At 65.1% G+C, this 14,025-nt stretch carries 10 protein-coding genes and 1 pseudogene; 9 read left to right on the top strand and 2 right to left on the bottom strand.

Going from position 1 to position 14,025, the window contains the following annotated elements:
• The first annotated feature begins 1 nt into the window (after position 1).
• Genes traU through LG306_RS16890 form a run of 6 tightly spaced genes read left to right on the top strand, consistent with a single transcriptional unit; the run spans position 2 to position 10,602 of the window.
• The gene (gene traU, locus LG306_RS16915; RefSeq protein ID WP_228763675.1) at positions 2–1,114 is read left to right on the top strand and encodes a conjugal transfer pilus assembly protein TraU; all 1,113 of its coding nucleotides are present in this window, start codon (positions 2–4) and stop codon (positions 1,112–1,114) included.
• Positions 1,115–1,125: 11 nt separating this feature from the next.
• The gene (gene trbC, locus LG306_RS16910) at positions 1,126–1,974 is read left to right on the top strand and encodes a type-F conjugative transfer system pilin assembly protein TrbC (RefSeq protein WP_153923409.1); all 849 of its coding nucleotides are present in this window, start codon (positions 1,126–1,128) and stop codon (positions 1,972–1,974) included.
• A gap of 24 nt (positions 1,975–1,998) precedes the next feature.
• Positions 1,999–5,157 (top strand): conjugal transfer protein TraN, encoded by a 3,159-nt coding sequence (traN, locus tag LG306_RS16905; RefSeq protein WP_219352618.1) that lies wholly within the window; start codon positions 1,999–2,001, stop codon positions 5,155–5,157.
• Between the two features lie 35 nt (positions 5,158–5,192).
• On the top strand, positions 5,193–6,134 hold the full coding sequence (locus LG306_RS16900) for a conjugal transfer protein TraF (protein ID WP_153923407.1): 942 nt from the start codon (positions 5,193–5,195) through the stop codon (positions 6,132–6,134).
• A gap of 13 nt (positions 6,135–6,147) precedes the next feature.
• Positions 6,148–7,614 carry a conjugal transfer protein TraH gene (locus LG306_RS16895; protein ID WP_153923406.1) on the top strand — a complete coding sequence of 489 codons (1,467 nt, stop codon included), beginning with the start codon at positions 6,148–6,150 and terminating at the stop codon, positions 7,612–7,614.
• A gap of 9 nt (positions 7,615–7,623) precedes the next feature.
• Positions 7,624–10,602: a conjugal transfer protein TraG N-terminal domain-containing protein gene (locus LG306_RS16890; RefSeq protein WP_404419792.1), complete on the top strand. Its 2,979-nt coding sequence runs from the start codon at positions 7,624–7,626 to the stop codon at positions 10,600–10,602.
• A 68-nt stretch (positions 10,603–10,670) separates the two neighbouring features.
• Here LG306_RS16890 and LG306_RS16885 read toward each other — a convergent pair whose 3' ends face one another.
• The gene (locus LG306_RS16885) at positions 10,671–10,970 is read right to left on the bottom strand and encodes a hypothetical protein (protein WP_404419790.1); all 300 of its coding nucleotides are present in this window, start codon (positions 10,968–10,970) and stop codon (positions 10,671–10,673) included.
• A 191-nt stretch (positions 10,971–11,161) separates the two neighbouring features.
• Here LG306_RS16885 and LG306_RS16880 point away from each other — a divergent pair, with 191 nt between their 5' ends.
• Positions 11,162–11,818 (top strand): hypothetical protein, encoded by a 657-nt coding sequence (locus LG306_RS16880; protein ID WP_153923403.1) that lies wholly within the window; start codon positions 11,162–11,164, stop codon positions 11,816–11,818.
• A gap of 63 nt (positions 11,819–11,881) precedes the next feature.
• Here the strand turns inward: LG306_RS16880 and LG306_RS16875 are convergent, their stop codons facing one another.
• Positions 11,882–12,097, bottom strand: coding sequence for a hypothetical protein (locus LG306_RS16875; RefSeq protein WP_153923402.1), 216 nt, complete (start codon positions 12,095–12,097; stop codon positions 11,882–11,884).
• Positions 12,098–12,415: 318 nt separating this feature from the next.
• Here LG306_RS16875 and LG306_RS16870 point away from each other — a divergent pair.
• Positions 12,416–12,568 (top strand): annotated as a pseudogene (locus tag LG306_RS16870) (transposase); the annotation flags it as partial.
• Entirely contained in the window at positions 12,535–13,602 is a 1,068-nt protein-coding gene (locus tag LG306_RS16865) for an IS3 family transposase (RefSeq protein ID WP_250132254.1), read from the top strand. The pseudogene LG306_RS16870 and the gene LG306_RS16865, both read left to right, overlap by 34 nt.
• Positions 13,603–14,025: the final 423 nt, after the last annotated feature.

Here is a 14,025-nt window from a genome sequence, read left to right as displayed (position 1 = left end):
CATGAAACGCCTGTTCTCGCGAGTCGGCGCCGTAGCGGCGGCGACCCTGATGGTCTTTGCCCCGGTGAGCGCGGCCGCGACGGAAGGAAGCGCTCTGGCTGCTAGCGCGGCGGCGGTCGCCGCTGTCTCGGGGGCGGCCACGGCGGTTGCTGCGCAGGACCCGGCTGACGCGGCCCCCTGCGAAGGTCGCTTCGTCAATCCCATCACCGACGTGTGCTGGTCGTGCCTCTTCCCCCTGACCTTGGGATCCATTCCCCTGTTCAAGGGCGACAAGCCTGACACGCCGAATCCGTCGTCGCCCGTGTGCGCCTGTCCGGCCCCGCCGCCGCTCTTTCTCCGGATTGGGCTGTCGGTCGGGTTCTGGGAACCCGCGCGTCTGGCCGACGTGACCCAGCGGCCCTTTTGCTTCGTCAACCTGGGCGGAGTGAAGATTGATCCGGGCTTCGGCTATCCCGGCAAGTCGTCGCGCAAGAGCGACGGGGTGGCCGACCGGTCCGCGTATCACGTCCACTGGTACGTCTATCCGGTCATGGTGTGGCTGGAACTGCTGACCGACTTCCTGTGCGTCGAGCGGACCTCCTTCGATATCGCCTACATCACCGAACTGGATCCGCTTTGGCAGGACGATCACCTTTCGATCCTGATCCACCCTGAAGCGCTGATCTTCGCCAACCCGATCGCGACGGCCGCCTGTTCTGTCGACTGTGCCTCGACGACGGCCGGTCACGCCCGTCACGAGATGTTCTGGTGCGCGGGCTGTCAGGGGACGATGTACCCGATGAACGGCAATATCTCGGGTGAGTATTCGGACATTCAGGGCGCTCTGCTCGCGGCCGAACGCTTCGCCTTCAAGATGCACCGGCAACTGCTGGCCGACGGTACGAGCGGGCCGCAAGCGGTCTGCTCGAAATACAAGATGCCGATCATGGATAAGCGCCAGTACCGCTTCCAGCTGGTGAACCCCGTGCGCCACACGCGCGGCCCGTTCACGTGCCCCGCGATCGGCTCCTCAACGGTCCCCTACGAGAGCGGGAAGACCATCCCGATCAAGGGTGAGGACTACGGCTTCCTCGTTTGGCGCAAGCGGAACTGCTGCGTCACCGTCATTCCATAAGGGGCAGGACCATGCTCGATTCCATCTTACCGTCGTTCTCCGGCACGCTGGCGTGCTGGGCCGGTTTCATAGGCGTCCTGGCGGCCGCCATCACCTTCCTGTGCCTCGGTTTCCGTAACCAGTGGGTCGCCTTCTCCATGGCGGGCTCGCTGCTGGCCGGCGGGGCCGTGATGTGGGCTTCCACCCCGGCGTGGGCACAGGACCCGGGCGCGCTCGGAGCGGCCGCCCGTGAACTGATCGACCAGGCCGAGGCCCGCGGGCGCTCGGCCGAGGAGGCGCTTCAGGGCTGGGCCACTCAGGTCCAGGAGCGGGGGCAGGAGTATCGGCAGGAGGCCGAGACCCTCGCCGCGACGAACCGTCAGAACCTGCAGCGTGGGATGACGATGCTGAAGAATGATCCGTTCTTCGGCGATGCCGCCGAGATCGCTTCAGCGCAGCCCGAGGAGGAGGGAGCGCTCTACATCGCCGTGTCTCTGACGATGCCGAAGCCCGCACTGCGGCAGCTGGCGCTCGATGCGAACAAGGCCGGGGCCAAAGTCGTCATTCGCGGTCTGGTGAATGGGTCTTTTGAGCAAACGTTAGTTGCTGCGAAAGAGATTTTCGACGAGAATAGCATCGGCGGCGTGGCGATCGAGCCTCAGGTCTTTCGGGCCTTTGGTGTCGAACGCGTACCGACGTTTATTGCAGCCAAGGCTCCGGTCCAACCGTGTGACCAGGGCGTCGACTGCGATAGCGTGGCAACCCCTCACGACCGCCTCGCGGGGAATATCAGCCTCGCGGAAGCTCTGCGCCTGTTGGCCCAGGGCGGTGACCAAGCGCCCGACGTCGCGAGAGCGGCTTTGGCCCGGTTAGAGGGGTGATGGACTGTGTCCTATCGAGGTCTGTTGAAGCAGGCGCGTAGCGCCGTAGTAATCGCGTGCGGCGTCGCCCTTATGGGCGGCGTCCTGCCTGTTTTCGCTCAGACCACGACGTCGGGCGACGGGGGAGCGGGCGGGTTCGCCGGCAGCAATCCACCCCCGCCGCTCGGCGACCCCGGCCAGGTCGTGCCCGGCGCCGGGGGAGATACGACCGGCTGGTCTGGCTACAGCAGCGATCCCAACCGGCTGATCAGCGCCGGCGAGGCCAATGCGCCCGGCAACGAATACCTGCAGGTCATTGGCGGCGGCTCCGTGAACGCCGCCCGCTATGATCTGTCGAACAACGACGACTGGCTGAAGCGGTCGCTGGATTTGCTCGGTGATCCGGGCAACGAGGTTGGGGACCTGACAGGGGACGCGAATACGTCGTGCCAGCAGGAGACGACGCAGGTCACGCACGAGGAGAAAAGCCTCTACACCTGTGAGACCGCGACGCCGGTAACGAACCAGCCTCAGAGCTGCACGCGGATCTACAAGCCGGAATTCGACACGGACTACGTCTACCAGTGTCAGGCCGGTAACCAGTGGCGGTCTGAAACCCGGACCTGTGAGCCTGAGCGCGTCGTCACGGTCGACGAGGATTATGTCTACTCCTGCAAGACCGGGACGGTGTGGACGCACACGCCCGCGAGCTGCCAGCGGCGGCGCATCGTCGTGGTGGACGAGGACTATCAGTATGGCTGCGTTCAGACGTGGAACGGATCGACCCATGCCCCGAACGCCGCCTGTACGGCGAACGGTCAACCGGGATGCGTGGCCTCCGGCGGGCGCGTCTGCGCTGCGCCTTCGGGCCTGCCGTCCAGCTATGTCTGTCAGCAAGGCTATGCGGGGACTTCGGTCGATAAATTCTGCGATGTGAACCAGGTCGTGGAGATCTTTCCGACCGGGACCTTTGACGGTGAATCCTGGCGCGCGGTGACGACGGCGGCCGATGTAGCGGCCTACTCCGGGTGCACGATCAGCAACTACCGCAAGGAAGGCACGATCTGGAAATTCTCGGCCAACTGCCCCAACGGCCTCAACATCTCGGACATGAACAAGATCCTGGGCGACAGCTTCGGTCGGACCGGGTGGAGCTCCAGATCGACCAATCCCCACTGGCTCAAATTCTACGTCAAAACGGCGGGGCCGGGCAGAGACCAAGGCGTCAAAACCAACAACACCTGCGCGCCGCTTGAGGCCGACACGACCTGCCGGATGACCGGCGATGTCTGCACCGAGCCCGCCGGCAGTCGCATGATTGATGGGACGTCGGTCTATCGCGAATGCTGGAAGTATGCGCGGCGCTACACCTGCGGAAGCCGGACGGACTACGCGGGCTGCGCCGCCCCGGCCGGTATGGCGCTGACGGGTGAGCGATGCCTCGCCACCGATGCCGGCGGGACCTGCACAGGTTCGGAGCGCACCTACACCGACCCCTCGGGCGGCTGCGCCCGCTTCGAACAAGGGTTCCGCTGCGAGGACCAGGTCCCGGGCGCGGGGACGCCGAGCCAAGTCATCCGCGACGTCGTCTCCGACACCTGGGACAACGGCTGCAACGCCCTCGCCGGGAATGGCGCCTGCGTGAAGCAGGGCGAGGTGGTCATCGAAGGCAGCCAGACCCGGACGATCAATGGGCTGCAGGTGACGCGGAACCCGTGGACCGTCAGGGAAGACTACATCTGCTCGTCGTCCTCGACGGTGAACAGCTGCACGCCGTTCGTCGGCTGCGTTCAGCAGTCTCAGACGTGTGCATCGCAGGACAGGGCCGGAAACTGCACGGCCTATGACCGGACCTATCGGTGCGAGAACCCCGCCAACGGCGGGGGAACGCCTATCGAGACGCCGCGGGAGGTAGTCGGGGAATACTGGACCGACCCATGCGCCACGAACCGCAATGACCCGGCGTGCCGGCTGACGTCGAACGTGGTCGTCATCGGCAATGAGACGCGGGTGATCAATGGCCTGTCGGTGACACGTAATCCGTGGAAACGGCGCGAGTCCTGGACCTGTGATCGTGCGACGGCCGTCAACACCTGTGCGCCGGTGGCCAGCTGTCAGCTGATCGGGCAAAGCTGCGCCGGCACGGCGCCGGACGGCTCCTGCTCGCTGCAGCTGAACCGCTATCGCTGCGAGAACCCGGTGCCGAACGAGCCCGTGGTCGAGACGCCGATCGACTGGACGGGTGGCGGTATGCACGACAACGCCTGCCCCTCCCGGGGCAACGGCGCTTGCACGCTAACCAGCACGACCTGCTCGCAGCCGGGCGAAACCCGCATCGGGCCAAATGGCGTGCCCGTCACGCCGCCGTGCTGGGAAGAGACGGACACCTACACCTGCGAAACGATGGGCGAGCCCGGGAACAACTGCTCGCCGCCCTCCGGCTGCGAGATGAAGGAACAGGTCTGCCTCGACGATGTGCCCGCCGCCCAATGCCGGGCGTGGGAGAACGTCTACGAATGCAAGAAGGAAGTGGTCACCGAAGAAACCCGGAATTCATGCCAGACGCGGGTCTGCATCGGAAACATGTGCGTCGGGAACGAAGATGAGGGCGACACCGACATGCCGGACGCCCTGGCCGCGCTTCTGATCGCTCAGATGGCGGGCGAGGACTACGAAAAGGACCTGACGATCTTCAAAGGCCAGCCGATGCGGTGCCGCAAGGCCGTCCTCGGCTTCCGCAACTGCTGCAAGGACAGCGGTTGGGGCGTCGATCTAGGCCTGACGCAGTGTTCTGAGGAAGAGAAGACCCTCATGACGCGTCAGGAGGCGAAGGCGACCCATTATGTCGGGACATACTGCTCTCAGAAGTCGTTCTTCGGGATCTGCACCGAGAAGGCCATGCGCTACTGCGCCTTCGAAGGGACGCTAGCGAAGATCGTCCACCAGGCGGGCCGCCCGCAAATCGGCAAGGGTTGGGGCACGCCGAAAGACGCCGACTGCTCCGGGTTCACGGTCGAACAGTTCCAGCAACTGGACCTGTCGAACGTCGACTTCTCCGAGTTCACGGCGGGCCTGATGGATCAGATCTCGACGCCCGACGCCGGCGGCACTGTCGGCCGGATTCAGCAGAGCATCGAAAGCCTGATGGGCAACGGCTCGCCCGGGCCCGGCGAAACCAACGAAGCGGGCGGGGGCCAGCCGTGAGCGTCCGCCAATCTCCCCACAACCAGGTAGACTCCATGATCTCGTTCTCGATCCCGCAACGGTTCGGCTTCGCGATGGCGGCTGGCCTTGCCGCCTCGCTGATGCTGACCGGCCCGGTCCGGGCCCAATCGCCGTATCAGACGCAGCCCGCGCCAGCCGCGAGCGGCGCTTCTGAAGAGTATTGCGGTCGCGACTTGGGCATGTGGTTCTACTGCCAGCGACCTACCCCGCCTGAGCCCGCCGAAGAGGCCGCGCCGCTACCGACTATCAGCGCCGCCACGCCGCCCGAAGTACGCGAGCTGGAGGAGTATCAGCGCCAGCTCGAGGAAGCCCGGTCGATTGCCGTCTGGCGGCCGACGCCAGAGACCGTCGAGCGCTACTACCGTCTGCAGCAGGTCGCCCTGGAACGGGGCGGCCTCTTCGCCGACCACTATAGGCGGCTGACGTGGACCAATCCGGATCTCGACTACACCGTGCGCCGGCCGGTGACAGAAGTGGCCAAGCATGGCTGGACCGATGACCGCATGGCGGATCGGGACCTGTTCTTGCGCGGGGTGTCGACCCGCGTCGGGGTCTTCTACGTCTACCGGGGCAGCTGCGGCGCCTGCACGATCGCCAGTCCGATCGTAAAGGCCTTCTCCGATCGCTACGGGATGACGGTGCGCGCGGTGTCGGCCGACGGCGCGCCGAACCCGCACTTCCCCGGCGCGGTGCGTGACCAGGGCCAGCTGGCGGCGTGGGGCGTGCGGCAAACGACGCCGGCGCTCCTGTTCTTCCAACAGTCCGACATGGATCCGCGCACAGGTCAGATCCGGCCGACGCGGGTCCGCGGGAGCAACGGTCAAATCCTCGAGCTGCTGCCGTGCCTCAAGCCCCAGGGTTGTCTGACCTACGCCGGGGCCGGTGTCATGGCGATGGACGACATCGCCGAACGTCTTTTCGTCCTGCTCTCCAAAGAGCCGGGCACAGATTTCTAAAGGAGCAACGCTCATGAAGCGCAAGAACGACCATCGCGCCCCCGGCGCTGATCCTATCGCCAAGTTGAAGGGCCGACGTCGGCGCCGGGCCGCGCTGGCCAGCGTCGTCGCGGCCTCCTTCACGCTCCTGTCGAGCGCAGCGCCCGCAAGCGACGTGAACAGCAGCATGGACACCTATTGGTCCAGTTCGCTGGGTTCGGCGAACGTCACCGGCCCGACTGCCTTCCAGGGGCAGAGCGCTGGCTATTACACGCTGGGCAACATGGCGGTGCGGACGCCGCAGGAAACGACCCAGATCGGGTCGATCCAGATGCCGTCCGTTCGCGCCGGCTGCGGCGGTATCGACATTTTCACCGGCGGTTTCTCCTTCATCAACAGCGACCAGCTGGTCGCCCACATGAAGTCGGTCGCGTCGAACGCGATCAGCTATGCCTTCATGCTGGCGCTGAAGAGCCTGTCCCCCATCGTGGCTGACCAGATCGAGTCGCTGCAGAAGCTGGCCAACGAGGTCAACGCCCAGAACATGAGCTCCTGCCAGCAGGCGCAGGCCCTCGTAGGCGGGCTGTGGGGCCGGAGCGACACGGCCTCCATGCAGGTCTGCACGGACCTTTCCACGTATCGCGGCTTCTACTCCGACCGGATTGCGGCCCGACATGACTGCCCGAACCGCCTGGCCCAGAACCTCAACAACCTTCCGGCCCAGGACAAGAAGTCGATCCCGGTCAACAAGAACATCGCCTGGGAGGCGACCAAGCAGCATCCGCTTCTGGCGGGCGACCGCGAGTTGGCCGAACTGATGATGACGTTGACCGGGACGATCATCTACCGCTGCCCGGACAACAACGGGTGCATCATCGACGTGATTCCGGCCGACGCCGACGACGACGGCGTCATCACCAAGCTGCTGGACGGCGGGAGCCTCCGGACGCACCGCTGCGACACGGTCGAACTCTGCCTGAACCCGGTCAAATACGGCGGCTCGCAGAACCTGGTGGCCAGCAAGGCGCTGAAGAACCGCGTTGAGGCCATGCTTCGGGGCATCGTGGGCAAGATCCAGGCGCGGCAGACGCTCAACGCGCAGGAACAGGACTTCCTGAACATGGTGAGCCTGCCCGTCTACAAGATGGCCAGCGTCTACACGGCCCAGCAAGGCGCAGCGGCCGCCGGCACTCTGGCGCAATACTCGGACATCATCGCGCTGGACCTCCTCTACACCTGGCTCAACCGGTCGGTGTCCATGGTCGAGGACGGGGCTCGCAACATGGTCGGCATGGACGAGGGCCAGCTGAACCAGTGGCGCGCGAGCATCGACACCGTCCGCCAGAACATCGGCGCCAAGCAGTCCCTCGTTGCAGAGAAGACGTCGTCGATCGAGGCGATGATCTCCCGCACTCAGCAGGCTGAACAGGTCCTGACCGCCCGCATTGGCACGCGGATTGGAGACGCGATCGCGTTCTCCGCTTCGCAGACCCCGAACTAAGGACACCCCATGGAAACGGTCGAGGTCATCACCTACGGCGGCGGGTCATACTACCGCGATATCTTCCAGGCCGTCGCCCTCTTGGCGGGGACGGGCGGAATCTCGTCGCTGATCCGGCTGGCGCTGGTCCTCGGCCTGATGATGGGCATCCTGAAGGCGGTCTTCGACTTCAACGTCGGCAAGATCCTGCGTTGGTTTCTGATCGCCTACATTTCCTACGGGATCCTCTGGGTGCCGAAGGTCCAGGTGCATGTGACCGACGTCTTCGACCCGGCGCTGACCGGCGCCGACGTCGCCAACGTGCCTCTCGGGGTGGGGATGACGGCCAGCCTCACTAGCCGGGTAGGTCACCGGGTGATCGAGCTGACGGAGACCGCCTTTGGCGATCCGGAAGCGACGCAATACTCCAACACCGGGATGATCTACGGCGCCAAGGTGTTCGAGCGGCTGCGCACGGCCCGGATCGCGGATCCCCGCTTTGAACAGAACCTGCACGCCTTCGTTCGCGGCTGCGTCTATTACGACATTCTCGACGGCCACTACTCGTCCGGAGAGCTGGCGCGCCAGAACGACTTGTGGACCTACATCACGGTCACCAAGGGCACGAACCCCGGCCGCTCGATCGAGTATTACAACCCGACCAGCCGTGAGATCGTTTCATGCACGGTGGCGGCGCAGCGCCTGAACGCCGACTGGACGGCCACCCTGAGTTCCTCGATGCGACTGTTCGAGCGGAGGCTGCGCCCGGAGCTGGACGAGAGCCAGCTGCAGGCCGCCTTCCAAAATGAGCTGGGCACGCTGCATCCCTACATGCTGGGCGCGTCGCGCGACGCGACGTCGACGTTCCAGCAGGTCCTTATGGCCAATGCCGTGCGACGTGGGGTGACGGGTTTCTCGGCCGAGGCCGGCGGCGATGCGGTCGCCGTCATGGCCGAGACGCAAGCCGAGGTTCAGACCCGCAACACCCAGCAGCTGCTGGGCGGCGTGGCCGAAAAGGCGATCGTGATCCTCAAGATCGTCGTCGATCTGCTCTTCATCGGTATGTTCCCGGTCCTGTTCCCCGCCTTCCTCCTGCCTGGCTTGGGGCCGCGCATGATTCAGGGCTACCTGACAGGGTTCCTGTATCTGCAGCTCTGGGGCCCGATGTACGTCATCGTGCACAAGATCAGCATGGGGACCGCCGCGACCAAGTCGGCCGCTGCAGCCTACATTCCGGACAGCGCACCGGGCATCAAGATCGCAAACCTTGAGGCGATCGGCTCCGTCAATGCGGACATCGCCGGCGTCGCCGGCGTCATGACCATGATGATCCCGGTTCTGGCCGGGATGCTGACCAAGGGCGCGATGGCCGTGGGCAGTCAGGGCGAGGCCTTGCTGTCGCAGTTCCGGAGCGGGGCAGAGGCAGCGGGTGCGGCCGCGACGACGGGCAACTTCTCCTTCGGCAACACGGCCTTCGAGAACGCGTCCTGGAACAACCGCAGCGCCAATCGCTGGGTGACCTCGGGCGAGATGGATCAGGGCAATTTCCGGACGACGGACGGCAATCTGAACCGCACGGAGTATGGGGCCAATGGCGCGCGGACCCTGACGTCCTCGATGTCGAATACGGCGTGGAACGCCCGCTTCAGCGAGGGCGTGAGCTCGGCGCTGGTGGAAGCCGCAGGAATGCGCCGTGAAGAGGCGCAGGCCCTGCGCCGCAGTGTGTCCGAGGCACAGTCGCGGGTGGCGTCGGAAGGTGTCGAGCGGGTCAACAGCTGGCTGCAAAGCGACAGCAAGACCCGCACCATGGGATCCGAGGAACGGGACACGTGGGGCTCCACCTATCAGGTGATGGACCAGGTCTCGCAGAACCTGCAGCGGACGCATGGCTACTCGGAGTCGACAGCCAAACAGGCCGTGGCCCGGGCGGCCGCCGAAGCCTTTGTTGAAGGATCGGTCGGAACACCTGGGCAAGGCGTGCTGGGTTCTGGTGTGAGGGCCGGAGGGCGCGCAACTGTCGGCGTCGAGGCGTCCGCCTCCCGGAACACCACTGAGACGGACCAAGTCCAAGCCGCTCGCACGGCCCTGTCCTCGGCAGGGTTCACGGACCGCGTGGATCGCACCACGGCCAACTTTGCGTCGAACACCTTCAGCCAGACGTCGACGGCGCAGTCGATGTCCTCGGAGAAGATCTCCGACACCTTCTCGTCGACCAGAAGCATCATGGACGCCGCCGATCAGTCGGAATCGCAAGCGAGGTCCTATGACCAGCGTGCGGACTTCACCAAGACCAACTCGGCAACGATCGACCAGAACCTCAACAACCAGTTCACCGAGTATGCGATGCAGCGTCTCGTGGGCCAGCGGGACGCCTACGGCGGCGTGATCGACGAGGAACGGGCCGCTTACATCATGTCCGGCCGCGGGTCGGCTGGCGAAACCGCGATGGTTCGCGAGCTTGAGCAATCCTTCCGTCAGGAAGAGGTGATGAAAATTGCTGCGCCGGAACAGGTCGTCCAGGGCCGGGAGATCGGCCAGACCGTCCGGCAGATGGAACCCGAACAAGTAAGGCTGCTCGAGCCCGGCGGGGACGGCAGCAGCCTCCGTCAGGGGGTGACCTTGGCGGGGCTGGGTCAACCCGGATCGGGAACCAGCGAGTTCGCGCCCGGCACGTCTGGATGGCAAGCCGAGCGGGAAGAGCGGGCGGAACGGGCGGCCGAAGCCCAGACCTCGCGCAGCGCCCGGGGGGCGGGCGACAGTGGTGACGGCGAGCCCGACGTCCGTAGTCGTGTGCCAGGCGGAGGCGTGGCCAACGACGCCGGCGAACCGGTACTGCGTCCGGTGTTCAATTCAGCTCTGCGTGACTCTATCCGCGAGGATGTCAGGGAGGGCGGCGGCGTGATCGATGCTCATCGACCGGCCGATACCTCGCTCTGGAACAGCCGGAATGTCGAGGACACTCAGCAGGAACAAGGTAGCGCCCGTCTGGGCCGCCGGTACGGCACGTGACCGCACAAGAAAACGGCCGCCCGGTGAGGGGCGGCCGTTCTATCGTCTGCGAATTCGTGGGAGCCGCTTCAGCCCTGCGAACGGCGAGCTTTCAGCAGTCGGTTCGCATTGAGGACAGTGATGTAGGGCACGGCGAGAAACAGAAGCAGTCCCAGCGAAAGCAACGCCAGTGGGTTCCCCGTCTCCAAGGCGTAGGAGATTCCCCAAAACACCGCCCCCAGGAGGGCCACGGTCATGATGGCGGCGAACACATAGGTCGCGACCGCCCCGGCTATCAGTCCCGGACCCGCGAGCGCGAAATTCAGCTGGGCCTCCAAGACGCGCTGGGCTTGCGGCGACAGGTTCAAAGACGAAGGGGCGGCTTGCATGGCATCGGTCTCCTTGGTGTTCTTGTTCGGTTCTACCACGACGGCCTCCATGCAACTAGGACGGCAACATCATCTCGCAGATCGCGCAAAACGCCAAGCGTGCCCGGATCTGTGACGCTGCACTTACGTCGACCACCCTCGACGTGGGATATTTCAACATCGTTTCCAAGTGAGGGTAGGGGTTCCCACCAATGAAGATGAAATCCATCGCGGCCGCCGCCGCCGCGCTCCTCGCAGCCGCCGGCATCGCCAGCGCTGCAGAAGCGCAAAACCGTCAGCGCAGCTATCAAGCCTACGCAATCATCGACATCGAGACGGAAGCCGCCAAGGGCGTGATTATCGACGCTGCAGAACGCGTCCTTGAGGGCTACGCCAGCGACTTTCAGTCGAACCGTCCGATCGCCGTCCAGACTCCGGAGCAACCCGGCCGCTTCGTGCTGTCGAACCCGCTGGCGGAGAGCCGCCTTGCCGGACTTGCCGCCCTGGGCGGGGTCAGCACTCAGCAGTTCATGGTCGCGACCTGCGACGGCGCTGTCTGGACCGCCCACGTCACGCGCCGGGTCTCGGGCAGCCAGGAGCTGCGCACCACGCTCTGCCTGTTCCCCTACGCGCGTGAGGACCGGCAGGGTTATCACCTGAACATGTTCGCCAGCGACACCGCGATGAGCGGTGGCGGCGTGACCGAACGCCTCGGCCGGGCTCTGGCCAACCGTCTGGTCGGGACGCCGCAGGAGTTCACGGAAAACATGCTCCGAGGGACGGTGCAGGCCATCGAAGCTCGCACCGGCGCCTCCGCAATCCTCATCGAAGGCGAGCCGGAAATCCCGGGTCTGGCCTGGAAGCGGTAACTCGCGCTCTGACAAGAAGCCGCCGGCAGAAAGAGGGCCGCTCCGCAAGGGGCGGCCCTATCGTTACGTCGACTCTCGGCCGGGAAAGAGATCAATCACCTCGCACGGTTCCGCCGGCGCATCGGTTATGTCCTGGACGTCCGAGATGGGATCGAGGCCCACGGCTGCGAGCGGGCCCGAAATGTCCCCCAGCAGACCAGAGACAGTGGCTCCGCTGTCGGGCGGCATCGCGGCCGCGATGATGCGCTGGATCTCCTGCAGGGCCTCGTAGTGGGTCACCGAGGCCGTTCCCGACGTACCTCGAGCGCGACCTTGTCGAATCGCAGTCCTTTTGTCCATTCCATTCCGGAATGCGAGTTTTAATGAATTATGCGACAAAGGGCGATGCGCAGGCCTTGCAGACGCGCCGCGCTATCTGTGAACATAACAAGAACAGTCGTCATCATCAAGCTTCAGACGGGAGCCTTCTTTAGCGCGCGCACATTGAGGATGAGCTAGGACTGAGCATATGCAATTGTAGTCCGCAGGGGATCTGACGTGCCCCTGAGAATTTCCTCCACGCGGAGCTAGAGTCCGGCCCTTGAAAGGACGGACGGAATGAAACGAGCGAGATTCACGGAAGAGCAGATCATCGGGATCCTGCGGGAGAACGAGGCCGGCGCCAAAGCGGGCGAGCTGGCGCGCAAGCACGGCGTGTCGGAGGGCACGATCTACGCCTGGAAGGCCAAGTTCGGCGGGATGAGCGTGTCGGACGCCCAGCGCCTCCGGGCCCTGGAAGACGAGAACGGAAAGCTGAAGCGCCTGCTGGCCGACGCCATGCTCGACAAAGCCGCGTTGAACGATCTGCTGTCAAAAAAGTGGTAGGGCCCGCGGCGCTGCGCCAGGCCGTCGCCCATCTGAAGGCGGCGTTCGGCGTCAGCGAGCGACGGGCCTGCTCCATCATCAAGGCGGACCGTAAGTCGGTGCGCTATCGCTCCTGCCGACAGCCGGACACGGCGCTGCGGGAGCGGCTGCGCGCCCTGGCTGTCGAGCGGCGACGGTTCGGCTATCGGCGGCTGTTCGTGCTGCTGCGGCGTGAGGGAGAACCCTCGGGCAAGAACCGGATCTACCGGCTCTATCGCGAGGAAGGCCTGACGGTGCGCAAGCGCCGCTCACGTCGTCGCGCCATGGGCACGCGCGCGCCGATCCTGGTCGAGGCCAGGCCGAACGCCCGCTGGTCGCTGGACTTTGTGCACGACCAGTTCGCCACGGGCCGCCGCTTCCGCATTCTCAACGTGGTCGACGACGTCACCCGCGAGTGCCTGGCGGCGATCCCCGACACCTCGATCTCGGGACGCCGCGTCGCGCGAGAGCTGACAGCGCTGATCGCTCGGCGGGGCCGTCCCGCCATGATCGTCAGCGACAACGGCACGGAGTTCACGTCCACCGCCATCCTGGCCTGGGCGCAGGATCATGGCGTCGACTGGCACTACATCGCGCCGGGCAAGCCGACCCAGAACGGGTTTGTGGAATCCTTCAACGGCCGGATGCGCGACGAACTGCTCAACGAGAGCCTGTTCTTCAGCCTGGATCACGCCCGCCAGAAGGTCGCCGCCTGGGCGCTGGACTACAACACCCGCAGGCCGCACTCGTCGATCGGCTACCTCACCCCGGAGGCTTTTGCCGCCAGTCTGACCGCAACAGGCCGACCCGCTGCGCAGGATGAAAGCTGCGCGGCCCGGCCTGTTGCTCACCCCACGCTGCGAGGCGTAACTAACCCAAGGACTCTGGTCGCCGCTGGATGAAAACTCAGGGGCACGTCACGCCTGCCCGTCAGATCAGGCAGCGCCAAAGCTCGGTGCGTTTAGCGCTAAGATTAGCACATTAGTGCAAAGCTCCCTGAAAATCGGTGAAAATACAGTGCCTTGGGCTAGTCGCTATCTGAGTCAAAATCAGAGACGGCTTGAAAGCGGGCGGATCGCTCGGATCGCCGGACCCGGGCGCTCGTGAGGTGGTCAAGACGGGAGCGCATGACGAATTGAGATCAAGGCGCTTCGTAATCGTGTGCTATGCTGGGGCTTTGAACACTACGCGCGTCTTCGACCCGGGACGCCGACTTTGGCGTCGGGACAACAGGTCAGCCTTGATATCGGTAAAGAGGGCCTCGCCCAGTTGGCCCCGACCCTGGCTAGAGGCTTTGATCGGGGCTGAGGGCAAACACCTGAAGG

Source organism: Brevundimonas vesicularis, from assembly GCF_044807075.1.
GTDB lineage: Bacteria > Pseudomonadota > Alphaproteobacteria > Caulobacterales > Caulobacteraceae > Brevundimonas > Brevundimonas vesicularis_G.
This window is presented reverse-complemented; position numbering and strand designations above follow the sequence as displayed.